Origin of the sequence: Roseateles amylovorans (genome assembly GCF_025398155.2) — a bacterium.
GTDB lineage: Bacteria > Pseudomonadota > Gammaproteobacteria > Burkholderiales > Burkholderiaceae_C > Roseateles > Roseateles amylovorans.
On record NZ_CP104562.2, the window covers coordinates 5,903,935 to 5,927,380 of the forward strand.

Genomic DNA, 23,446 nt, shown 5'->3' on the forward strand with positions numbered 1-23,446 from the left:
TCACGCCGCCAGCTCCCCGGGCGCAGCGGGCAGACCAACAGCTTCGAAGAAATAGGCAATGCGCGAGCGCGGCGACAGGTAGTCCTGTGCGGCGCGCGGCAGTTGCTGAGGCTTGACGCTGCGGCGGATGCCGAGATCCGGCAGCGCTTCCAGGTTCAGGATCAGCGCCTCTTCGCGCGGCACCTTCGGGTCATAGACCATCACCTTGGGCTTGAGCGGGCGCGAGGAATTGACCGCCACCACCATCGCATACCGGTCGTCGGTCAGTTGGACGGCCGAGCCCGGTGGGTAGACGCCCATCATGCGGATGAAGGCATTGAGCATGGTCGCATCGAAGCGGCTGCGCCCCTGGGCGAACATGAGCGACAGCGCCTCGTGCGGTGTCATTGCCTTGGAGGCGACCAGCGGATTGCACAGGCCGTCGAACCGGTTGACCAGCGCCACGATGCGGGCGCCGATGCTCATGCGGTCCGCATTGAGGTGCTGCGGGAACCCGGTGCCGTCCGCATGCTCGTGATGCTGGGCAATGATCAGCAGCGGACCGGGCGTGACGCCCATTTTCTGAGCCAGCACCACGCCCTTGGCCACATGCTGCTGATAGGCCTGGACCTCGGCGCTGGTGAAACCGTCATCCCGATGGCGGAAGCGCGGGGTGACTTCCATCTTGCCGATGTCATGCAGCAGGGCGCCCTGGCCCAGGTCCAGCATCTCATCGCGCACCATGCCGAAGGCACGGCCGAGCAACATGGAAATCACCGCCACGTTCAACGCATGCGCGGTGCCTCGGTCGCCGGCGCCTTCGTTGAGCAGACGGATGTTGATGTCGCCCTCGACCAGCATCTTGTCGAGCAGCGCCCGCGACAGCGCGGCGGAGCGATCGCGCGCATCCAGCGGCTCGCGGGGGACCAGCTCCATCAGGTCGCGCAGGGCGACGGCGGCTTCCGCATACTGCTGTTCGCAGAGCTGCAAGGCATCGCGCTGCTCGGCCAGCAGGCGGCGATGACGGGCCAGCTCCTGGTCTTCCACCTCGACCGTCGCCGCCGGGACGATGACCTCGGCGGCGGGTGCAGACGCCGCCGGCATCGGCGTGGCCTCGATCGGCAGATCGCTCTTGCCCGGACTCCAGCGCACCTGCTTGAGACCCAGCCGGCGAAGAATCAACAGCTGCTCATCCGAGCTCAGCTTGAAGCTGCTCAGCGGAAACGGATGCGACATCCAGCCGAGATCGAGGTGGATGAACATCCCCACCTTGAGCTGGCTTACATCGATCAACGGATCGGCCGATCTGTCCTTCATTTTTCTTCCACGGGTCCGGGTGCCCTCGTCAGTGCTTCGGCGGGCAAGGGGCGCAACTTAAGCGAAATTCCGGCCATTCAGGCGATGTCGCCGACGTTCAACCCGCAAGCGTGCAACTTGTCACGCCTTTTTCCGCCCCCCTATGATCCCCCGAGATCAGCATTCTCATGAAGATTCCGGAGACTGTCATGCACGCCTTCATCTGTGACGCCCAGCGCACCCCCTTCGGCCGCTACGGCGGCGCCCTGTCCTCGCTGCGCGCGGACGATCTGGGCGCCCTGCCGATCCAGGCCCTGATGGCGCGCCATCCGACGCTTGATTGGTCCGCGCTGGACGACGTCTTCTACGGCTGCGCCAACCAGGCCGGCGAGGACAACCGCAATGTGGCCCGCATGTCGGCCCTGCTGGCCGGGCTGCCGGTGGAGGTGCCCGGCATGACACTCAACCGGCTGTGCGGCTCGGGCATGGATGCCGTCGGGACCGCCGCGCGGGCCATCCGGGCGGGAGAAGCCCATCTGCTGATCGCCGGCGGCGTGGAAAGCATGAGCCGCGCGCCCTTCGTGATGCCGAAGGCCGAGAGCGCGTTTTCACGGGCCAACGCCATTTACGACACCACCATCGGATGGCGATTCATCAATCCCAGGATGAAGGCGCAGCACGGTGTCGATTCGATGCCGGAAACGGCCGAGCACGTCGCCGCCGAATTCGGCATCCCGCGCGACGCGCAGGACCGCATGGCGCTGGCCAGCCAGACCAAGGCCTTGGCGGCCCAGCGCGGCGGCGTCTTCGACGACGAGATCTGTCCGGTCACCCTCCCCCAGAAGAAGGGCGACCCGGTGGTGGTGCGCCAGGACGAGCATCCGCGTGAGACCAGTTTGGAGGCGCTGGCCCGGCTCAAGGGCGTGGTCCGCCCGGACGGCAGCGTGACCGCCGGCAATGCGTCCGGCGTGAATGACGGCAGCTGTGCCCTGTTGATGGCCAGCGAGGCGGCGATCGGCCGACATCGGTTGACGCCGCGCGCGCGGGTGCTGGGTATGGCGGTGGCCGGCGTGCCGCCGCGCATCATGGGCATCGGCCCGGCCCCGGCCAGCCGCAAGGTGCTGGCGCAGGTCGGCCTGACGCTGGACCAGATGGACGTCATCGAGCTCAACGAAGCCTTCGCGGCGCAGGGCCTGGCCGTACTGCGCGACCTGGGTCTGCAGGACGACGATCCGCGGGTCAATCCCAACGGCGGCGCCATTGCGCTGGGCCATCCCCTGGGGGCCAGCGGGGCGCGACTCGTGGCCACCGCGGTGAACCAGCTGCACCGCAGCGGGGGGCGGTATGCGCTGTGCACCATGTGCATTGGCGTCGGTCAGGGCATCGCGGTGGTGGTCGAGCGCGTCTGACGCCCTCGGACGCGCACGGACGCCGACCACGGTTCTCGTACGGCCGCCGAACGCGGCCTGTGCGGTCAAACTGCCCTCACCTCTCCACGCGGCCCTCGCCTCTCTATATAGAGGGCCGAAGAGGGCCACCACGTGAGCGCAACCGGCGCTGGTCCTGCGATGGCGTCAGGACGGGCGGCTTGACCTTCACCCGTCCTTTCCGTGGACGCGGGGAGGTTTCGAGCGGCACATTTCGAATGATTTCGTTCCGTTTTCGAACGTACGCCGTCAGGCATCACCAAAACTTAACAGATGCTGAAAAATCATCATGGCATCACGTGGGACCACGTACTCGTTAATCGCACAGTGCATGGGATACTGACTTCGATCGGTGGCGCATATCGCTCATATATGTGAGGTATGCGACCCGCGCGCTGATGTCGGACTGCTTCCTCCCCGCTGAACGCACATCACACCTGCGGCTTCACCCTTTTGTTTTGGATATCGCCCACGACACGCCTGAAAGTAGGAGCGTGGGGCGACATGCGTCACAAAAGAACCAAGTTGGTGCGCAAGTGTGCGAACTTCAGATAAAACGATTGCCTCGGCAAACATTCTTCACGGGGTTGTCCCTATAGTCCTGGACATCACCTGCTTACGCCCAGCAGCTTTGGGCGTCAAACGCACGTTTTGTCTGCCATGTCCGCTGCTCGAGCTCATGATGATCTGACCGCCCTGACGGTCCCCACCACCCCTGACACCCCCGCTGAAGAGCGCACCGGTCCGCTCAAGCGCGACCTGGTGGCCGGCCTGGAGAAAGGCTTGGCGGTGATCGAGGCCTTCGACCAGGAACGCCCCCGGCTGACCATCAGCGAAGTCGCCGGCCGCACCGGCCTGACCCGCGCGGCAGCCCGTCGCTACCTGCTCACGCTGACCCACCTGGGCTTCGTGTCGCAAGACCGAAAGATGTTTGCCCTGACGCCCAAGGTCCTGCGCCTGGGTCAGAGCTACATGCACTCCGCCCGCCTGCCGCGCATCATCGAGCCCGAGCTGCACAAGCTGGCTTATGCGATGAAAGAGGCGTCGTCCGCGGGCGTGCTGGACGGCAACGATGTGATCTGCATCTCCGCGACCAGCGCCGGTCGCGTGGTGTCCCCGACGCTGCAGCCCGGCACCCGGGTGCCGGCCCATTGCACCGGCAACGGCCGCGTGCTGCTGGCGGCCCAGCCGCAAGCCGAGGTGGACGCCTTCATCGCCCGCCAGGAACTGACGGCGCTGACGCCCCACACCATCACCCATCCGGAACGCCTGCGCATCGAGATCGCCCGCGCCCGCGCCCAGGGTTATGCGTTGATCGACCAGGAACTTGAGCAAGGCCTGCGCACCGTCGCCGTGCCGCTGAAGAACTACAAGGGCGACACCGTGGCCGCCATGGCCATCAGCGTGCATGCCTCGCGCATGAGCATGGAGCAGATGGTGGAACATTGCCTGCCGCCGCTGCTGCAGGCCCAGGCCCACCTGCGCATGCTGCTGTAAGGCAGACGACGGCGCAGACGCGCTCTCAAGTTGTTGCGCAAAGAGCGGCCCATGAGGCCGCTCTTTGCATTGGGCCCAGGAAACGACACGTGTCACTCGGCCAGCGAGCCGCCGCCCGGAGCCGCTCGCCGCCGAGCGCGTCCTGCGCGCTTCAGGCGCCCCAGACCCGCTGGTTCAACAACGGACTGATGCGGTAGCGCTCGCTGCGATAGGTGGTGAACAGCCCGTCGAGCAGGTCCACCACCACCGGCGCGCCCACCTGTTCGAGCCACTCGAATGGTCCGGCCGGATAGTTCACCCCAAGCTTCATGGCGGTGTCGGCACCGGCCTCGTCACACACGCCCTGCCAGACCGCATCCGCGCCTTCGTTGACCAACATGGCCACGGTGCGCGCCACGGCCAGCCCAGGCACATCGCGCCAGACCAAGGCCACCCATCCGAGCCGTGCCAGCAGCGCCTGGGCGCGCTCGCGCTCAGGCCGTTCCACCTTCGGGCCAAAGCTGATGGGCAGGCCATCGATCCGATCGGGCGCCAGCGGCCAGTCGATCACGGCCAGCGCAGGCTGCGCGCGCTCATGCGCCAATTGCGCTGCACTGCGGCCGCGCGTGACGTGCAGCTGCAATTCCTCGATCGCCAGGCCTTGCCAATCCGCCGTCGGATCTCGATGGAATGACACCCCGCGGGCTGTCATCCACCCGGCGAGCCGATCGCTCCACACGCCCTGCCCGGCCAGCACGAGACCGCTCGGATCGAGGCTCGCGCCGTCTTCGCCGTCTTCGCCGGGCGTCGCCTCGGCGCTGCGGGGCGCCGCGGCGGCGGGCACACCGTCATAGAAGCCCTTGCCGACCTTGCGGCCGAGCCGACCACCGTCCACCAGCGCCTTCTGCACCAGCGAGGGCTGATAGCGCTTGTCGCCGTAGTTCGCCTCGAACACCGATTGCGTCACCAGATAGTTGGTGTCATGGCCGATCAGGTCCATCAGCTCGCACGGCCCCATCCGGAAGCCGGCCCCGCGCAGCGCCCGATCCAGCGCCGCCGGTGTCGCCGCCTGCTCCTGCAGCAGCTGCAGCGTCTCCGCGTAATAGGGACGCGCGATGCGATTGACGATGAAGCCCGGCGTCGAGGCCGCATGCACCGGCGTCTTGCCCCAGCGACGCGCCAGTTGCTCGATCGCCTGGGCGGCGGAGGCCTCGGTCTCGGCGCCCGACACCACCTCCACCAGCTTCATCAGCGGCACCGGATTGAAGAAATGCATGCCGACCAGCCGCTGCGGCGTCCGCATGCCGTTGGCCAACGCGGTGATGCTGATGGACGACGTGTTCGAGGCGATCAGCGCCTGCGGCGGCAGCAGCGCATCGAGCTCGCGCAGCAGGGCCTGCTTGGGCGCCAACTGCTCGACGATCACCTCGATGACCAGGGCCGCATCGGCGAGCAAGGCCAGTTCGCTCGCGGGACGCAGCCGGGCCAGCACCGCCTCGCGCTCCTCGGCCGCCATCCGGCCCTTGGTGACCAGCCCGCCGAGCGCTTGCCTCACCTGCGCAATTGCAGCCTCGGCGGCGCCTTCGCGCAGGTCCATCAGCCACACCGGATGGCCGGCCTGGGCCGCCACCTGGGCAATGCCGGCCCCCATCACGCCCGCACCGATCACCGCCACTGGGGCTTGTGCCGGGGCGGCCGTGCTCACGCGCCAGTCCAGCGTCGCGTCTGTCATTCCTGTCTCCTCTTGTGATGGTCGACACCGCCGCAGCCTGCGGCGGTGATTCGCACTGATCCTCGCCGAACCGGCCTCAGTCCCCCTGGGGCACCCATCCGGCAGGCCGCTTGTCGAAGAAGGCCGCAAAGCCTTCCTTGGCTTCCGCCCCCATGCGCACCCGCGCGATGGTCTGGGCCGTCAGTTCCCGCACCTGTTCGGTGATCGGTCCCGCGGCGAGTTGTGCAAACAGCGTCTTGATTTCTGCCTGCGCCTGAGGACCGCTGGCCAGCAGATCGCTGACACAGGCGTCAACGGCCAGATCGAGCGCGGTCGCCTCGGCGCCGTCCGCGCCCTCCGTGCCCGGTCCATCGCCCTCGCCCACCACCTGCTGGACCAGGCCCAACTGCAGCGCTTCGCGGGCATCGATGCGCCCGGCCGTCAGGGCCAGGCGGCGTGCCTGCCGCGGCCCCACCGCGTTAATCACATACGGCCCGATCACCGACGGCAGGATGCCGAGTCGCGCCTCGCTGACCGCGAACGTCGCCCTGCCCGAGGCGATGGCGATGTCACAGGCCAGCGTCAGACCCACACCGCCGCCCAGCGCGAGACCATGGACCCGCGCCACCGTCGGCTTGGGGCAGCGGGCGATGCGGTCGAGCATGCCGGCGAAGCGGCGCGCGTCCTCCAGATTCCAGGCCTGCGTCGCCTCGGACGCACGCTTCATCCACTGGATGTCCGCGCCCGCGCTGAACGACTTGCCGGCGCCGCACAGGACGATCACCCGCACCGACGCGTCCTCGGCCAGCGCCGCAAAGGCCGCGTCCAGTTCGCCGATCATGGCCTCGTTGAAGGCGTTGAACACCGCCGGCCGGTTCATCATCACGCGGGCGACGCCCCGCGCATCGGTTGTCATCTGCAAGGTCTCCACGATGCCACTCCATTGTTTGCGGGCAGTATCGCAGCCGACATGGCGGGTGCCTCCGGGGCGCACGAGCCGTCCACAAGCGGTGAGTTCGACAGGCGCGTGGGTTCCGCTGCGTGGTGGACTTCGAGCCCGCACATCGCACCGCGCCCAGCCCGGACGGCCGCGCCCAGCGCAGGGGCTGACCGGCCCGAAACAGAGGACAGCCGGATGAGGGTCTTCCCCGACTCCTGCCTTTTGGCACGCCGTGCCTTTTGGCATAGGCTGTGGGCTTCGTCGGGCCCGGCCCACGCTCAGATTCCTGCTTGCGATGAAGAATGCTCTCCGTCTCACCACCCTGGCCCTGCTGATGCATCTGGGCGGTTCCGCCATGGCGGCGCCGCCGCAGTCCGGGCTGGCGTTGCCCGGTTTCGACAAGTCGGTCCGGCCTCAGGATGACCTGTTCCGCGCCGCCAACGGCCACTGGCTCTCCAGCACCGAGATCCCGGGTGACAAGTCGTCCTACGGCACCTTCGTGCAATTGGGCGATCTGTCCGACAAGCGGGTGCGCGGCATCGTTGAAGAGCTGGCCAAGAAGAAGGGCAAGCCCGGCTCGGTGGAACAGAAGGTCGGCGACTACTACGCCGCCTACCTGAACACCGCCGCCATCGACAAGGCCGGTCTGGCGCCGGTCAAGCCGCTGCTCGACAGCATCGCCGCCATCGAGAACCGCGAGCAGCTCGCGGTCTGGATGGGCCGTCAGACCGGTGTGATCAACACGCCAGTGCCCCTGACGATCGACGCCGACTTCAAGGACCCCACCATCAATCGCCTGGTCACCTGGCAGGGCGGCCTGGGTCTGCCGGACCGCGACTACTACCTCAAGGCCGACGACGAACGGCTGGCCAAGGCCCGCGGCGCCTACCAGAACTACCTGGAGACGCTGGCTCGCCTGGCCCGCATCGAGGACCCGGCGGGTGCGGCCAAGCGCGTGATCGCGCTGGAGCACCGATTGGCCGAAGTGCACTGGGACAAGGTCGAGAACCGCGACCCGGTCAAGCTCTACAACCCGATGACGCCGGCCGAGCTGATCAAGCAGGCGCCCGGCTTCGACTGGAACGCCTTCTTCACCGCCGCGTCGCTGCCGGGCCTGGACAAGCTCTCGGCCTCCCAGCCGAGCTACCTGGTGGGTGCGGCCAAGATCCTGGGCGACGCGTCGCTGGACGACATCAAGCTCTACCTGACGCTGCAGACGCTCGACGGTGCCGCCGACACGCTGCCCAAGGCCTTCCGTGATGCGCACTTCGCCTTCCACGGCGCGGCGCTGACCGGCGCCAAGAGCGAGAAGCCGCGCTGGCAGCAGGCCGTGGGCAATGTGAACGGCGCACTCGGCGAAGCCGTCGGCGAGGTCTATGTCCAGCGCTACTTCCCGCCGGCGGACAAGGCCCGCATGCTGGCCCTGGTCAACAACCTGCTGGCCTCTTACAAGGCGTCCATCGACAAGCTCAGCTGGATGACGCCCGCGACCAAGGCGCAGGCCCAGGACAAGCTGTCGAAGTACATGGTGAAGATCGGCTATCCGGACAACTGGCGCAACTACGACGCGCTGGAAATCCGCGCCGGCGATGCGCTCAACAACGGCCTGCGCGCGGCCCAGTTCGAATGGAAGCGTCAGGCGGCCAAGGCCAGCAAGCCGGTCGATCGCCGGGAATGGCTGATGACGCCGCAGACGGTGAACGCCTACTACAACCCGACAATGAACGAGATCGTCTTCCCCGCGGCGATCCTGCAGCCGCCGTTCTACAACACGAAGGCGGATGACGCGGTCAACTACGGCGCCATCGGCGCGGTGATCGGCCACGAGATCAGCCACGGCTTTGACGACCAGGGCAGCCAGTTCGACGGCGACGGCGCGCTGCGCAACTGGTGGACCGACGACGACCGCAAGGCCTTCGACGCCATCGGCGCCAAGCTGGTCGCCCAGTACGAAGGCTATGAGCCGATCCCCGGCAAACACCTCAACGGCAAGCTGACGCTGGGCGAGAACATCGCCGACCTGTCGGGTCTGCAGGTCGCCTACAAGGCCTATCTGCGCTCGCTGGGCGGCAAGCCCGCGCCGGTGATCGACGGCTACACCGGTGAGCAGCGTTTCTTCATGGGCTGGTCACAAGCCTGGCGCGAGAAGGCCCGCGAGGAACGCAAGCTGCAACTGCTGACCGTGGACCCGCATTCGCCGCCGGAGTTCCGCGCCAATGGCGCCGCGGTCAACCATGACGGCTTCCATGAAGCCTTCAAGACCAAGCCGGGCGACAAGATGTTCAAGCCCTCGGAAGAGCGCATCCGCATCTGGTGAGGCCGACCCCTGCGGGCCTCGCCCGCAGGCGGGTGAGGGGCAGGTCCCCGTCATCCCGACCCGACCCTCGAGGGCCGCAACAGCGGCCCTTTTTCATGGGCGGTGCGCATTGAGCAAGCGCACGGCGCAGGCGCATGTCCTGGCCACAGGGGATGCGCACGCCCGGCGGGCCTGGGCGCCTTCACCAGAGCGGCGTCTCGAAGGCCTGCGTGGGCGTGCCCTGATGAAAGCGCAAGCGCCATTCGCCGCCCTGGCGCTCCCACAATGAGCTGCAGTAGCTGAAGCGCGTCATCGTGCCGTCCGGATGCCGATGGGCGCAGCGATAGGCGAGCAGCAACAGGTCGGGCGAGAGGAAGTTCAATTCAAAGTCCTGCGCCCGGATCTCATTGCCGTCTGCGCGTTCGGCCGGCAGCTTCACCAGCAGATCGACCTTGGTGTAGCGCCGCCCGGAATAGCCGATTTCCACGAACTGCTCATGCAGCAACTGATCCAGCCGCTGCCGGTCTCGTCGGACCTGTGGCCGATGCAGGGTGCGTTCGAGCGCGACCAGGCGATGGAACACCGGGTCCCGAAGCGGCGCACGCAACGGATTCGCCACCACCGGAACAACCGGCGAGCCTGCGGGCTCGGTCCCGCAGGTCGCCAGGGAGGGCGACGCCTCGGCCTCGTCGCCGACCAGCGCCACCAGCACGTCTCCCTCCACCTCTTCGGGCCGATGGTTGTCGGTCTGATGGCGATCCATCAGGCGCCTCATCAATGGCCCACACTACGGTCGAGCGCGCGACCCGCCCCCAGCAGCGCGGCCTGATCGGCCTGTTGCACCACCAGGGTCGGAATCGCCCGAAGAAAGGCCGTGAATCGGCCCTTGGATTCAAAGCGCGCGCGGAACGGACTCTCGTCCAGCCACCGGCCCAGGCGCGGCACGATGCCGCCGCCGATGTAGAGCCCCCCGCGCGCGCCCAGCGTCAGGGCGACATTGCCGGCCACATCGCCCAGCAAACCGCAGAACATGCGCAGCACTTCGCTGCTGAAGGTCTCGCCGGACAACGCGGCCGTGGTGATCGCGGGGGCATCACGGCCCTCACCGGGCGCCAGCACCAGCCCGCGAATCTCGGCCAGGGCCTGATAGAGATTCTCCAAGCCGGGTCCCGAGACCGCGCGCTCGGCGGAGACATGGCCGAAGCGCCGCTGCAGTCGATCCAGCACCGCCTGCTCCTCGGGCTCGTAGGAGGTCAGCGTGACATGACCGCCCTCACCGCCCACCGCAGCCCAGCGTTCACCATCCAGCGTCGGCAACAGCCCCGACACGCCCAGCCCGGTGCCGGGACTGACCAGCCCCATCGGCGCGCCCGCCACCGCCTGCCCGCCGCCAACCTGGCGCAGCGCTTGCGCATCGAGCGCCGGCAGGGACAGCGCCAGGGCGGTCGAATCATTGAGCACCAACAGACGCTCGGCCCCCAGCGCCGATTGCAGCGCCTTGGTGGAGAAGCTCCAGTGGTGATTGGTCATCCGCACATGGTCGCCGGTGATCGCCGTGGCGATGCCGATCGCGCAGCTGTGCGGACGCGCCAGGCCCTCGCGATGCAGGTGATAGAAGATGGCATCGGCCAGGCTGTCGAAATCCCGGCAGGCATAGCGCGCCAGGTGTTCCAACGGCCCCTCCGCCGTGCACTGGCTGGCGAAGCGCACATGCGTCCCGCCGACGTCCGCGAGCAGCCGCGCGGACGATCCACGGCTGCGCGTCGTCGACTCCGACGGGCTCATCGCAGGCGCTCCGGATCACGCCTCGATCGCTGCATGCCCACAACCATTCAACGCGTCTTGAATTGCTCGATCACGCCGCGATACCAATGCGCGCTGTCCTTGGCCAGGCGCTGCTGGGTGGCGTAATCGACATGGAACAGGCCGAAGCGCTTCAGGTAGCCGGAGTTCCATTCGAAGTTGTCCAGCAGGCTCCAGTAGAAATAGCCCCGCACATCCGCGCCCAGCGCCACCGCCTGCGCCACGGCCGACAGGTGGCCGCGCAGGTAGGCGATGCGGGCCTCGTCGTTGACCCGGCCGTCGACCACGCTGTCCGCATTGGCCATGCCGTTCTCGGTGATGACGATCGGCGGCGGCGTGTACTCGCGGGTGATGCGCAGCAGATGCTGGGTCAGCGCCTGCGGATAGATTTCCCAGCCCATGTCGGTGAGCCCGAGCTCAGCCGGCGGCGTGACCATCGACTGCTGACCGTTCTGGCCGTTCAGCAAGCTGCGGGTATAGAAGTTGACGCCCAGGAAATCCAGCGGTTGCTGGATCAGCGCCAGGTCGCCGGGCTGGATCTTCGGGGCGTCCGCGCCGAGGTACTCGATGATGTCGGCGGGGTACTGGCCGCGGAAGACCGGGTCCATGTACCAGCGCACATTGGTGCCGTCGTCGATGCGTGCGGCGCGGCGGTCATCCTCGCTCTCCGGATTGGCCGGGAACGACGGCGTGTGATTGAGCACGATGCCCAGCTGCGCCTTCGGACCGACCGCCCGCATGGCCTGCATCGCCGCGCCATGGGCCATCAGCAGATGGTGGGAAACCTGCACCGCTTCCGCGCGGCTGGTGTGACCCGGCGCGAACTGCGCCGTCTCATAGCCCAGGGTGGCGGAGCACCACGGTTCGTTCAAGGTGGCGATGCTGGCCAGGCGGTCGCCGAAGCGGCGCGCGATCTCGGCGGCATAGTCCGCGAACAGCGGCACCACGTCGCGGGACAGCCAGCCACCGATGCCGTCATCCAGGGCCTGCGGCAGATCCCAGTGATAGAGCGTCGCATGCGGGCGGATGCCGGCGGCAAGCAGTTCATCGATCAGCCGGTCATAGAAGGCGAAGCCGGCCTCGTTCCAGGCGCCGCGGCCCAGCGGCTGCACCCGCGGCCAGGAGAACGAGAAGCGGTAGGCCTGCAGGCCCAGCCACTTCATCAGCGCCACGTCCTCGGGATAGCGTCGGTAATGGTCGCAGGCCACGTCGATGTTGGAGCTGTCCTTGATCCGCCCGGGCTGGGCGCAGAACCGGTCCCAGATCGATTCGCCCTTGCCGTCCTCGCGGGCAGCACCCTCGATCTGGGCGGCGCTGGTGGCGGAGCCCCATTGGAAATCGGCGGGCAGGGCCTGGATCAGGTCGCGGATCAGGGCCGTGTCGGTCGCGGGGGTGGAGTCGAGCGGTTTCATGGTCGGTGAGTTCATGGCGAGAAAGATCGTTGTGAGGGCCGATCGGGCATCAGCCGCGCACCGCGCCGGCGGTGAGGCCGGAGACCAGGCGCCGTGCGCTGAGGACATAGGCGACCAGGAGCGGCAGCATCGCGATGGCGCTGCCGATCATGAGTGCGCCCCATTCGGTGTTGTTGGGGGTCTGCATCGAGCGCAGCGCCAGCGGCAGGGTGTAGTGCTCGGGCGAGCGCATCACCACCAGCGGTGCGACGAAGTTGTTCCAGGAGGCGATGAAAGTGATCAGCCCCAAGGTGCCGAGTGCGGGCTTGAGCAGCGGCAGCACCACGCTGCGGAAGATGCGGAACTCGCTGCAGCCATCCATGCGGGCCGCATCGATCAGGTCGCGCGGAATCGCCGATCCGATGTATTGCCGCATCAGGAAGATGCCCAGCGCGCTGGCGGCCGCCGGCACATACAGCGCGCGGGGTTCGTCGATCCAGCCCAGCGCATCCATCACCATGAAGCTGGGGATCATGTGCAGGAAGCTCGGCAGCATCATCGAGCCCAGCACCAGCGCGAACAGCGGGCGCTTGAAGCGGAACTGATAGATGGCGAAGGCATAGCCAGCCATCGAGCACAGCAGCAGGTTGAGCAGCGTGGTCATGCCGGCCACATACAGGCTCATGCCCAGGTTGCGCCAGAACGGCAGCCGTTCCTCCAGCAGATGCAGGTTGGACAGCGCCTGGCTGCCAAACCACAACGGCGGCGGCGAGTTGAAGATCTCGGTGCGCCCGTGAGTGGCAAACACGAAGGTGAAGTACAGCGGCGCGACCAGCACCGCCGCGCCCGCCAGGATCAGCGTCCAGGCCAGCCAGGGTCGCGACAGCCACGCGCGCCCAGGCCAGGCGTCCCGGCCCGCGGGCAAGGGTTGCGGCATCACGTCAGCCCGCTTCATGGGCACCTCGCGCATCACGGCCGAACAGCCGGGCATTCAGCCAGGTCAGCGCGGCGATGAGGATGAACAGCAGCCACGACACCGCGGAGGCGGTGCCGAAGTCGCCGTCGTTGAACGCGAGCCGGTACATGAAGATCGCGCTGGTCATCACCGACTGGCTCACACCCTTCTCTGAATCGACCAGGATGAAGGGCTCTTCGAACAGCTGCAAGTTGCCGATGAGCGTGAGCGTCACGGCGAAGAAGATCATCGGCTTGAGCAGCGGCAGCGTCACATGGCGGAACTGCTGCCAGGTGGACGCGCCATCCAGGGTCGCCGCCTCGTAGAGGTCCTGGTCGATCACCTGCAGCGCCGACAGATACAGCACCAGGTTCCAGCCCAGGTAGCGCCAGAACACGACGAAGGCCACCGCAGGCCGGGTGGTGTCCGCATCGCCCAGCCAGTCGATCGGCCCCCCACGGGCGAGCTGCGCCGCCTCCAGCGGACTGCCGATGAACGGCAGCCGGGTCAGCTCCGACAGGGCGGCGTTGATCAGCCCGTAGTCCTTGGAATAGAGCGTGCTGAAGATCAGCGCGATGGCCACGCTGGAGGTGATGTAGGGCACGAAATAGGCGCCCACCAGGAGATCGCGGCCGCGCTTGACCTGCCGATGGATGAAGTACGCCAGCGGCAGCGCCACCAGGTGCTGCGGTGCGCCGGACACCAGCGCGAACCACAGGGTGTTGAGCAGCGAGTCGTGGAACCAGGGATCGGTGATCGCGTACCAGTAGTTCTCCAGCCCGACGCTGTGCATCGTGTGCAGACCCTCGGCCGGGTTCCATTGCTGGAAGGACAGGTAGATCGAGAACAGCAGCGGGAAGAGCCCGAAGACCAGGAACACCACGAAGAACGGCGCCAGGAACAGGTAAGGCGCCCAGCCTCGTGCGCGCATGCCGCGTGAGGACGGGCGCGACCCTGTGGACAACGAAGCGCGGCGCATCATGGGCGGCTTTCTTCAGCGGCGGCGCGCGCGGCGCTCCAGCAGCGAGCGCGCATCGGCCAAGGCGACCGCGATGTCCTTGCCACGCGCGATGACCTTCTCGAATTCGTCGCGGATGATGTCGGTGGCCAGCGCATCGAAGCGATGCACCGGAATCGCCGGGATGCTGACCGCCGTGTCGCGCCACATCTGCCGCGCCCGCTGACCGCCTAAGAAGGCGATTGCCTCATCCATCACCGGATCCTGGTAGACCGACACCAGCGCCGGGAAGCTGTCCAGCACCTGCAGCGCCTGCAGCTGAACGCCGGGGTGGGCGGTCATCATGCGGATGAAATCCCAGGCGGCGGCCTTGTTCTGCGCCTTCTTGGGAATCGCATAGAACGACCCGCCATAGGCGGCCTTGACGCCGCCGGGCAGCGGCGCCGCACGCCACAGCCCGGCGGTTTCCGGCGCGAGCCAGTTGCGCAGGTGCCCGACCAGCCAGGCACCGATCATGGTGGTGGCGATACGGCCTTGCTTGAAGCCGGCGGCCCAGTCATTGCTCCAGGCGATGGCGCGCGCATCCAGCCCGGCCCGACGCGCCGTGCGACCCAGCTCGAAGGCGCGATGAAAGCGTTCGGAGTCCACTAGCACGCGGCCCTCGGCATCGAAGTAGATGCCTTCGCCGTCCCGCAGCCCCTGGCGCAGCGCGATGTCGCGCAGGTCGCCGGCATTGCCGAACAGGAAGGCGCCGGTGCGGGCCTTGATGCGTTGGCCAGCAGCGAGGTAGGTGGTCCAGTCGTGGGTGAGCTCCGCCTCGGACACGCCGGCCTTGTCCAGCACGTCCTTGCGATAGAGCAGCGTGCCCGGGCCGATGTCCGCGGGCAAGGCGATCTGGCTGGTCAGGCCCGGTCCGCGGCCCTGCGCGAGTGCGAAGCGGGCGTAGTCCGACGCGTGCGCCGCCGCGTGGTACGGCGCCTGATCCAGGTCGACAAAGCCGCCCGACGCGGCGAACTTGCCGATGTAGCGCAGGTCGATGGCCATCACGTCAGGCAGGCCGGAGCCGGTAGCCAGGGCGGTGGTCATCGCCAGGTGATGGTCGGCGTACTGAAGGGAACTGAGTTTGAGCGGCACGTTCGGGCGCAACGCGGCCCAGCGTGCGGCGGCGGCTTGTGCCGCGCGATCCAGATCCGGAAAGGTGGCCACGCGCAAGGTCGGGGTCGCGGGCGGCTCGTCCCGGCCGAAGATGCCCGCCAGCGCGGGCGCGGCGGGACAGGCCAGTGCGAGTCCCGTGGCGATGGCGGCGGCCGTCACGCGGCGGCGCGGCAACTGCACGGACAAGGCCGACGGCGACGGCGACGGCGACGGCGACGGCGACGGCGACGGCGACGATAAAGACAACGACAAATCCGACGTCATCAACGCCGAGGCCGCCGCCGACGACCACCCACGAGGCGCGACCGCAGTCACCTCCTCGCGGGCCGCCATCGGGGCGGCCTCGGGGGTGTCCATCGAGACAGCGATCGGGTCCATGGGATCGGTGAGATCGGCAGGGACGCCAGGCGCGGGCTCGACGGACGACCTCATGCGGGCATCAGAAGTTGTAGCCAGCGTTCACGCCGAACGTCCGCGGCGGCGCGTACTGTGCGCTCCAGATCGGGTTGTTCGCGTAGCTGCCCGAGCTGCCGGCGCTGGTCTTGATCTTCTCGTCGGAGACGTTGCGAACGAAGCCGTCCACATACCAGTTCTTCTTCGAGCTGTAGCGCAGGCTGATGTCGGCCGTGGAATAGGCCTTCTGACGGTCGCCCTCGCCCAGGTTGAACACCGACAGCCAGTTGGCGGTCTGGTAGTGGAAGCTGATGCGCGGCGCGATCTGATCGCCGTTGGACAGCGGGAAGGTGTGCTCGTACATCAGCTGCAGCGCGAACTTCGGCGCATGCGGCAGGTCGTTGCCGGTGACGTCCACGCAGTTGCCACCCAGGGTCGCATCGAAGCAGGTCGGCAGCGCATAGTCGTTGGACGCGGCCACCAGTTGCCCCAGCTTGGTCTTGGTGTAGCTGGCACTGAACTGCAGACGGTCGTCCGGCGTGATCAGCACGGCGCTTTCCACTTCCAGGCCGGAGACCTTCGCGCCTTCGGCATTGCTGTAGGCGAACTGGCGGTTGCCGTTGACGATGACCGGTGCGCTGAACTGGAAGTCCTTGAACTTCATGTGGTAAGCGCTGACGTTGAAGGTCATGCGGCCATCCCACAGCGTGGTCTTGTAGCCGACCTCGTAGTTGGTCAGCGTTTCCGGACCGTAGAGCAGGCCGCCGTCGCCGGAGCCGCCCGACTTGTAGCCGGTGGCGATGCTGCCGTAGACCATCTGCGTCTTGCTCAGGTCGTAGGCGGCGCGGGCCAGCCAGGTCGTCTTGCTGCCGGTGTAGTGGGCATCGTTGATGTTGCCGGCGGTGTAGCCGTTGGCCGGATCGGTCGGGTCGATCGTCGGGTTCAACGGGATCTGCGGCGCGGCGGCGTTGCCGGCCCAGGTCCAGCCACGGCCACCAATGTTCTTGCGATCGTCGTGCGTGTAGCGCAGACCACCGGTCACATGGAACGCATCGGTGAGGTTCCAGGTCGCCTGACCGAAGACCGCCTTGGAATCGACCGTCTCCTTGGGCTGGATGAACGACCCCTGCCAGCTCACGGTGCCCTGCTGAGTGCCGTTCATGATGGGGATGTCAAAGCGGATGGCATTGTCTTCCGCCGCGTAATACAGGCCCAGCACCCAGTCGATGGTCTGCTTCTCGGTGCTTTGCAGCGTCAGCTCATGGCTGGAGCTGCGATAGCTGGTCCACACGGTGTTGTTGGCCTGGTAGGTGGCGCCGGTGGTGAAGCTGGTCGGCACATTGACGCCGCCGTCCTGGTCGTAGGTGCCCGATCCCTTGAAATGGGTGTAGCCGGCCACATACGCCAGGGCCATGCCGCCCAGGTCGTATTCCATGCGGCTGCGCACCGAGGTGGAATCACGCTTGAGCGTGGGCGCGGTGTCGATCAGCGCGGACCAGAAGTTCTGGCCGGCGCGCGGCGTCTGCATCAGGCTCATCGCGGGCGTGCCGCGATCGGCGAACTGCTCCAGCGACAGGTCCCAGCGGAACTGGCTGGTCGGCTTCCACAAGAAGCTCAGGCGGGCTGCAGTCTGATCCTGGGCGTTGTACTTCGGACCGCCGGTGACGAACAGGTTGTAGTTGATGGGCTGGAAGCCAGCCAGGCTGCCGCCATTCGAGGCCGAGTACGCCGCTTGCTGTTGCGCCAGCGTGTATTGGGTCGGCTTCTGGTAGTCGACGTAGCCATCATGCTGCTCATGCATGAAGGCCACGCGCATCGCGGCGGTGTCGGTCAGCGGGATGTTGACCGCGCCCTTCACGCCCAGGCGGTTGTAGCTGCCGGTGCCGCCTTCGAAGTAGCCGGACTGGTCTTTCAGCACCGGCTTGGCCGTCTTCATGTTGATGGCGCCGACGGTGGAGTTGCGGCCCCACAGCGTGCCCTGCGGGCCGCGCAGGACTTCCACGCCGTCCAGGTCGAACAGCAGCGTGGCCGCGCCTTCGGGGCGCGGCGCGAAGACGCCGTCCACGAACAGGGCGACTTCCGGATCCGCATATTCGGTCTTGGCCGAGTCGTTGCCGATGCCGCGCAAGGTGATGCTGACGATGCCGTGGTCACCCTGGCCGGTGCCCTGCATGCTGGGCACCAGGTTGAACACATCCAGCAGGTTCTTGACGTGGGCGTCTTCCAGGGTGGAGGCGCTGATCGCGGTGACCGACACCGGCGTCTTCTGCAGCGAGCTGGCACGCTTGGTGGCGGTGACCACCACCTGCGGCAGCGCCTTGGATTCTCGAGCGTCGCTCGAGCCCGACGCGGTGGTCGAGGATTCCTGTTGGGGCGCGGGCGCCGGACTGTCGTTGGGGCCGGACTGGGCGTGAACAGCGCCAGCCATCAGCGCGAGAACGGCAAGGTGGACGGGGGTAGCCAGACCGAAGCGCGGCCGGCGGGATGGGGTAGCACTCATGTTGTCTCCAGGGTGGGCTTTTGGAAGCTCTTTACCGCTTGTTCTTGTAATTTGAATACATCGTAGGCAAGCCATGACAACGTTGTCAACGGGAAGATTGACATCGTTGTCATTTGCGGCACTATCATTTACCCGTAGTTCCCTCGTAGTCCCGCTACGCTGTCCCCGAGGCGGCGGCGCGACAAACGATGCATCGGCACCACAAACGGTCGGGATCCCGATGACGACGCGACACTCGGCCCCTTGCAGGGTGTTGGAATCGCGCGATCGACGGACCCGCCACTGCATTGCGGAGACAAGCGCATGAAGCCCATCCAGGACGTTCTCATCGTCGGCGGCGGCACGGCCGGCTGGCTGACGGCCGCCTTCCTCGCCCGCCATCTGGGCACCTCACACGGCGGCATCCGGATCACGCTGGTGGAATCCAGCGACATCGGAATCATCGGCGTCGGCGAAGGCACCTTTCCCTCGATCCGCGGCACGCTCGCCGCCATCGGCATTTCCGAAGCGCGCTTTCTGCAGGCCTGCTCCGCCACCTTCAAGCAGGGCATCCGCTTCGACCATTGGGTGCGGCCGCCCGGCGTGCCCGGTCACGACCATTACTTCCATCCGTTCAGTCTGCCCAGCCAGCGGCCCGGTGCCCCCGAGTTGTTGCCGTACTGGCTGCAGGGCGACGCCGGTCCGGGCGTGGCCTTCGCCGAGGCGGTGACGCTGCAGAAGGCGGTGGTGGACGCCCGCCATGGCCCCAAGCGCGTCGGCGACGCCGACTTCATGGGGCCGCTGAACTATGCCTATCACTTCGATGCCGGCCGCTTTGCCACGCTGCTGGCGGAGCAGGGCCAGGCGCTCGGCGTGCGGCGGGTGGTGGCCACGGTGGATCGGGTCGATCTCGATGAACACGGCGCGATTGCGGCCGTGCACACCCAGGAAAAAGGCCCGCTGACCGCCGATCTCTACATCGACTGCAGCGGCTTCCGGGCCCGGTTGATCGGCGAGGCGATGGGCTCGCCGTTCAAGTCAGTGAACGATGTGCTGTTTGTCGACCGCGCCCTGGCGATGCAGGTGCCCTACGAGCGCCCCGACACGCCGATCGCCTCCTGCACCATCGCCACAGCGCAGGAGAACGGCTGGACCTGGGACATCGGCCTGCAGGAGCGGCGCGGCATCGGCCATGTCTACAGCAGCCGCCACACCGATGACGACGCGGCGGAGCAGGTGCTGCGGCGCTACATCGGCCCGGCGTCGGAGGCGCTGTCACCACGCCGCCTGGTGCTCAACGTCGGTTACCGCGAGACCCAATGGGTGAAGAACTGCGTGGCGGTCGGGCTCTCCGGCGGCTTCCTTGAGCCGTTGGAATCCTCGGGCATCGGCCTGATCGAAACGGCGGCCTACCTCATCAGCCATCTGTTCCCGTTCGACGGCGACATGGCGCCGGTGGCCCGCCACTTCAATGACTTCATGCGGGAACGCTATGCCCGCATCGTCGATTTCATCAAGCTGCATTACGGCCTGACCCAACGCCGCGACACCGCCTTCTGGCGCGACAACGCCGATCCCGCCAGCTTCCCCGACGCGCTGCGCGAGCGCCTGGCGATGTGGCGCAGCCGGCCGCCGCAGCGGCTGGACTTCATCACCGACCTGGAGATGTACCTGCCGGCGAGCTGGCAATACGTGCTCTACGGCATGGAGTTCAAGACCGAGCTCGGCGCCGCGCGCGCCGGATTGCGGCGAGGCACGGAGGCCCGGCAGGAGTTCCAGGCGATCGCCGCGCTGGGTGCCCATGCGCGGCGAGACCTGCCGCCGCATCGTGCCCTGATCGATCAGATGATGAGCAAGGCCGGGGTGAAGCTGGCCGCCTGAGCCGGCAGGCCTGCATCAAGCCTTCTTGAGCCTCGACGGCTTGGCCGACAAGGCGGCCGTCGAATCCCGCACGATCAGCTCATGCTTGAGCACGCGGTGCATCGCGCGGCGCTCGGCCCCGCTCGGCGCGGCGGCATCGCCCCGACCGCCGCCGGCGCCGCCGACCAGCAGGTCCACCGCTGCGCGTGCCATTTCATCCATCGGCTGACGCACCGTGGTCAGCGGCGGCCAGACGCGCGAGGCAGCCGGCGTGTCGTCGAAGCCGACGATCGACAGATCCCCCGGCACCGCCAGGCCCAGCCGCTGCGCCGCCGCCAGCACGCCCAGCGCCATGTCGTCATTGCTGGCAAAGACGGCGGTCGGGCGTTGGCGCCGGCTCAGCAGCTGATAGGCCGCCTCCACGCCGGAATCGAAGGTGAAGTCGCCCTGCACCACCAGGTCTTTGTCGAGCGCCATGCGGTGCGACTTCAGGGCGGCCAGATAGCCTTGGTGGCGCCGCTTGGCGGCCACCTGGTCCTTGGCGCCTTTGATGATGGCGATGCGCTGGTGACCGAGGCTGATCAGCAGGTTGGTGATCTCTTCGGCGGCATGGATGTCATCCATGCGGACGCTGGGCAAGTCCGGGTTGTCGGCCGCCGGCGAGATCAGCACGCACGGCGTGTGGTTGTCGCGCAGCGCCTTGAGCACCTGCGGGTTGTCGCACAGCGGCGGGGTGAGGATCATGCCGTCCGGTCGCAAGGCCGAGACCATGCGGTCCACCTGCATCGCCAGGTCGGGGGCATCGTTGTGCAGGGATTCGACGACCAGGTGATAGCCGGCCTCCCGGCAACGCAGGGTCGCGCCCTGCTGCACCCCGCCGACGAAGGCAGCGCTGGGATCGTAGTAGAGCAGGCCGATCAGGAAGGAGCGCCCGCCCGCCAGGCTGCGGGCCGACTGCTTGGGCCGGTAGTTGAGCCGGGCCACGACCTGCAGCACCTGCTCGCGGGTCTCGGAATGGACGCCGGACTCCTGGTTGACCACGCGGGAGACGGTCTTGATCGAGACCCCGGCTTCGCGGGCGACATCGATGATGGTGGCTGATTTGGGCGGCATGGCAGGGTGAGAGTCCCCAGGGGTGTCGCCGCAGTGTGCCATCGCCGGGCCGCGGGTGCTGGCGAGTCTCAGCTGTCGCGGTCCTCGAGCGCATCGCACAGTGCCTGCAGCCCGGCGCGCACCGTCTGCTCGCGCACCGCATGGCGATCGCCGCTGAAGTGCTCTCGCCAGACCCGCACCCGGGTGCGTCCGTGCATCAACGCCAGCCAGATGGTGCCGACCGGCTTGGCCTCGCTGCCGCCACCCGGGCCCGCCACGCCGGTGACCGCCAAGGCCCAGTCCACCGGCGCGTGGGCCACCAGCCCGCGTGCCATCTGCTCGGCCACCTCGCCGCTCACGGCGCCGTGCAGCCCGATCAAGGCCGCGGGGACACCCAGCAGTTCCGTCTTGGCCTCATTGCTGTAGCTCACCACGCCGCGCTCGAACCACTGGCTGGATCCGGCCAAACTGGTGCAGGCGGCGGCGATCAGTCCGCCGGTGCAGGACTCGGCCGTGCCCATGCGCTCCTTGCGCTGGATCAGCGCCAGCGCGACGCGCTCGATCAGTTCGGATTCTTCGGGTAACAGCATGCCTCTCTCCAATCCTTCAGGTGGGTTGAACGCCGGCAGCGACCCCTCAAGCCATCCCGGTGGCGAGGCTGATCGCACGCGCGACCGCCAACACCACCAGCGTACATCCGGCGGCCACCAGATCGTCGAACAGGATGCCGAATCCCTGCCGCGCCCCGACGGTTTCACCTGGCGCCGTCTTGAAGAGTCCGTCTGCCCAGCGCACCGGACCCGGTTTGGCGGCGTCGAAATAACGGAAGACCCCGAACGCGGCCAACTGCCACCAGAACCCCACCGGCATCAGCAGCCACAGGATGAGCCAGACCGCGACGATCTCGTCCCACACCACTGCGCCGGGATCGCAGATGCCCAGGTGCCGGGCGGTGACCGTGGCGGCCCACCATCCGATGAGCAGGGACACGCCGATCACACCGGCCCACTGCAGCGGCGTCAGCCACGCATTGAGCACCAGGAAACTGGCCCAGCCCCACAGCGAGCCGACGGTGCCCGGGGCCTTGGGCGAAAGCCCGCTGCCAAAGCCCAGCGCGATCCAGTGCGCCGGATGACGGGCCATGAACAGGAACCCGGGGCGTTTCGGCGCGCGGCGCGTCGGTGCCTCGGGCGCGGCAGGCGGTGGCGCCAACGGTTCGCCGTCCTCGGGCGGGAGCGTCATCAGGGGATCGGTCATGACTGGAAGTGGTCGAAGCTCTGCAAGGTCTGGTCGAGCAGGCGGCCGTGGCCGTCCCGCACCCGCAGGCCGGCCGCTTCCTCGATGCGGCCGATGCGGTAGACCGGGGTGCCGGTCGATCGACCCGCATCGAGCACGCGGGCACGGGCGTCGGCGGGCGCGGTGAAGACCAGTTCGTAATCGTCGCCGCCAGTGAGCAGGCAGAGCTGTTGCACCGCCTCCGGCATGGCGCCCAGGACGCTGGAGCGGGGCAGATCGGCCAGATGCAGCTCGGCACCGACATTCGACCGCTTCAGCAGATGGCCCAGGTCCCCGGCCAGCCCGTCGGACACATCGATCGCCGCGGTGGCAATGCCACGCAGCGCCTGACCCAGCGCCACGCGGGGCTGCGGCAGCTCCATCGCCAGGCGGACCGCCTCGAAGGCCTCGCCCGGCAGGGACAAACTGCCGCGGAACACCTCCAGCGCCAGCCGCGCATCGCCCAAGGTGCCGCTGACCCACACATCCTCGCCCGCGCGCGCGCCGGAGCGCAGAAGGGCCGTGCCGGGCGGGGCCTCACCCATCACGGTGATGTTGATGTTGAGCGGTCCTGCGGTGGTGTCGCCACCGGCCAGCACGATGCCATGCGCGTCGGCCAGCTCGAACAGGCCCGCGGAGAAACCGGCCAGGAAGTCCTCGTTGGCGCTCGGCATGGCCAGCGACAGGAAGAAGGCGCGCGGGGTCGCGCCACAGGCGGCGAGATCGCTCAGGTTCACGGCCAGCGCCTTGTGGCCCAACCGCCTCGGTGCGACGGTGGACAGGAAGTGACGCCCTTCCACCAGCATGTCGGCCGAGACCAGCCATTGCCAACCGGGGGTCGGCGTGAGCACGGCGCAGTCATCGCCGATGCCGTGCGTCACCACCCCGCCCTCGGTCCGCCCCGGACGCGTGAAGTAGCGCGCAATCAGATCGAATTCACCCATGGGCGGCATTGTCGCC

The 23,446-nt window shown here is 67.6% G+C and carries 18 protein-coding genes; 4 read left to right on the forward strand and 14 right to left on the reverse strand.

Going from position 1 to position 23,446, the window contains the following annotated elements; translation table 11 throughout:
- Complete coding sequence (locus N4261_RS24435; protein ID WP_261757842.1) at positions 1 to 1,296, reverse strand: HD-GYP domain-containing protein; 1,296 nt, start codon at positions 1,294 to 1,296, stop codon at positions 1 to 3.
- Positions 1,297 to 1,484: 188 nt separating this feature from the next.
- On the opposite strand from N4261_RS24435, the gene pcaF reads away from it, so the two are divergent.
- Both pcaF and N4261_RS24445 read left to right on the forward strand, forming a co-directional pair.
- Complete coding sequence (pcaF, locus tag N4261_RS24440) at positions 1,485 to 2,684, forward strand: 3-oxoadipyl-CoA thiolase (protein WP_290428842.1); 1,200 nt, start codon at positions 1,485 to 1,487, stop codon at positions 2,682 to 2,684.
- Between the two features lie 678 nt (positions 2,685 to 3,362).
- On the forward strand, positions 3,363 to 4,199 hold the full coding sequence (locus tag N4261_RS24445; protein WP_261757844.1) for an IclR family transcriptional regulator domain-containing protein: 837 nt from the start codon (positions 3,363 to 3,365) through the stop codon (positions 4,197 to 4,199).
- Between the two features lie 151 nt (positions 4,200 to 4,350).
- Here the strand turns inward: N4261_RS24445 and N4261_RS24450 are convergent, their stop codons facing one another.
- Positions 4,351 to 5,910 carry a 3-hydroxyacyl-CoA dehydrogenase gene (locus N4261_RS24450; RefSeq protein ID WP_261757845.1) on the reverse strand — a complete coding sequence of 520 codons (1,560 nt, stop codon included), beginning with the start codon at positions 5,908 to 5,910 and terminating at the stop codon, positions 4,351 to 4,353.
- Between the two features lie 76 nt (positions 5,911 to 5,986).
- Positions 5,987 to 6,805 (reverse strand): enoyl-CoA hydratase-related protein, encoded by an 819-nt coding sequence (locus N4261_RS24455; protein ID WP_261760840.1) that lies wholly within the window; start codon positions 6,803 to 6,805, stop codon positions 5,987 to 5,989.
- A gap of 319 nt (positions 6,806 to 7,124) precedes the next feature.
- On the opposite strand from N4261_RS24455, the gene N4261_RS24460 reads away from it, so the two are divergent.
- Entirely contained in the window at positions 7,125 to 9,146 is a 2,022-nt protein-coding gene (locus N4261_RS24460) for a M13 family metallopeptidase (RefSeq protein WP_261757846.1), read from the forward strand.
- A 181-nt stretch (positions 9,147 to 9,327) separates the two neighbouring features.
- Here the strand turns inward: N4261_RS24460 and N4261_RS24465 are convergent, their stop codons facing one another.
- The 7 genes from N4261_RS24465 to N4261_RS24495 all read right to left on the reverse strand — a co-directional run bounded on the left by N4261_RS24465 (position 9,328) and on the right by N4261_RS24495 (position 18,280).
- Complete coding sequence (locus N4261_RS24465; protein WP_261757847.1) at positions 9,328 to 9,888, reverse strand: nuclear transport factor 2 family protein; 561 nt, start codon at positions 9,886 to 9,888, stop codon at positions 9,328 to 9,330.
- Between the two features lie 11 nt (positions 9,889 to 9,899).
- Positions 9,900 to 10,910, reverse strand: a complete 1,011-nt coding sequence (glk, locus tag N4261_RS24470) for a glucokinase (RefSeq protein ID WP_261757848.1) — start codon at positions 10,908 to 10,910, stop codon at positions 9,900 to 9,902.
- Positions 10,911 to 10,957: 47 nt separating this feature from the next.
- A complete protein-coding gene (locus N4261_RS24475) occupies positions 10,958 to 12,355 on the reverse strand; it encodes a GH1 family beta-glucosidase (RefSeq protein ID WP_261757849.1) in 1,398 nt (465 codons plus the stop codon).
- A 34-nt stretch (positions 12,356 to 12,389) separates the two neighbouring features.
- On the reverse strand, positions 12,390 to 13,274 hold the full coding sequence (locus tag N4261_RS24480) for a carbohydrate ABC transporter permease (RefSeq protein WP_261757850.1): 885 nt from the start codon (positions 13,272 to 13,274) through the stop codon (positions 12,390 to 12,392).
- On the reverse strand, positions 13,261 to 14,205 hold the full coding sequence (locus N4261_RS24485; RefSeq protein WP_261757851.1) for a carbohydrate ABC transporter permease: 945 nt from the start codon (positions 14,203 to 14,205) through the stop codon (positions 13,261 to 13,263). The genes N4261_RS24480 and N4261_RS24485 overlap by 14 nt, the downstream gene beginning before the upstream one ends.
- A gap of 63 nt (positions 14,206 to 14,268) precedes the next feature.
- Positions 14,269 to 15,765 carry an ABC transporter substrate-binding protein gene (locus tag N4261_RS24490; protein WP_261757852.1) on the reverse strand — a complete coding sequence of 499 codons (1,497 nt, stop codon included), beginning with the start codon at positions 15,763 to 15,765 and terminating at the stop codon, positions 14,269 to 14,271.
- Positions 15,766 to 15,826: 61 nt separating this feature from the next.
- Positions 15,827 to 18,280 carry a TonB-dependent receptor gene (locus N4261_RS24495; protein ID WP_261757853.1) on the reverse strand — a complete coding sequence of 818 codons (2,454 nt, stop codon included), beginning with the start codon at positions 18,278 to 18,280 and terminating at the stop codon, positions 15,827 to 15,829.
- 303 nt (positions 18,281 to 18,583) lie between these two features.
- Here N4261_RS24495 and N4261_RS24500 point away from each other — a divergent pair, with 303 nt between their 5' ends.
- The gene (locus N4261_RS24500; RefSeq protein ID WP_261757854.1) at positions 18,584 to 20,140 is read left to right on the forward strand and encodes a tryptophan halogenase family protein; all 1,557 of its coding nucleotides are present in this window, start codon (positions 18,584 to 18,586) and stop codon (positions 20,138 to 20,140) included.
- A 15-nt stretch (positions 20,141 to 20,155) separates the two neighbouring features.
- Here N4261_RS24500 and N4261_RS24505 read toward each other — a convergent pair whose 3' ends face one another.
- The 4 genes from N4261_RS24505 to thiL all read right to left on the reverse strand — a co-directional run bounded on the left by N4261_RS24505 (position 20,156) and on the right by thiL (position 23,430).
- The gene (locus tag N4261_RS24505) at positions 20,156 to 21,232 is read right to left on the reverse strand and encodes a LacI family DNA-binding transcriptional regulator (protein ID WP_261757855.1); all 1,077 of its coding nucleotides are present in this window, start codon (positions 21,230 to 21,232) and stop codon (positions 20,156 to 20,158) included.
- A gap of 68 nt (positions 21,233 to 21,300) precedes the next feature.
- Positions 21,301 to 21,801 carry a CinA family protein gene (locus N4261_RS24510; protein WP_261757857.1) on the reverse strand — a complete coding sequence of 167 codons (501 nt, stop codon included), beginning with the start codon at positions 21,799 to 21,801 and terminating at the stop codon, positions 21,301 to 21,303.
- A gap of 46 nt (positions 21,802 to 21,847) precedes the next feature.
- Positions 21,848 to 22,468: a phosphatidylglycerophosphatase A family protein gene (locus tag N4261_RS24515; RefSeq protein WP_435531975.1), complete on the reverse strand. Its 621-nt coding sequence runs from the start codon at positions 22,466 to 22,468 to the stop codon at positions 21,848 to 21,850.
- Entirely contained in the window at positions 22,465 to 23,430 is a 966-nt protein-coding gene (thiL, locus tag N4261_RS24520; RefSeq protein WP_261757858.1) for a thiamine-phosphate kinase, read from the reverse strand. Before thiL ends, N4261_RS24515 begins: the two co-directional genes overlap by 4 nt.
- Positions 23,431 to 23,446: the final 16 nt, after the last annotated feature.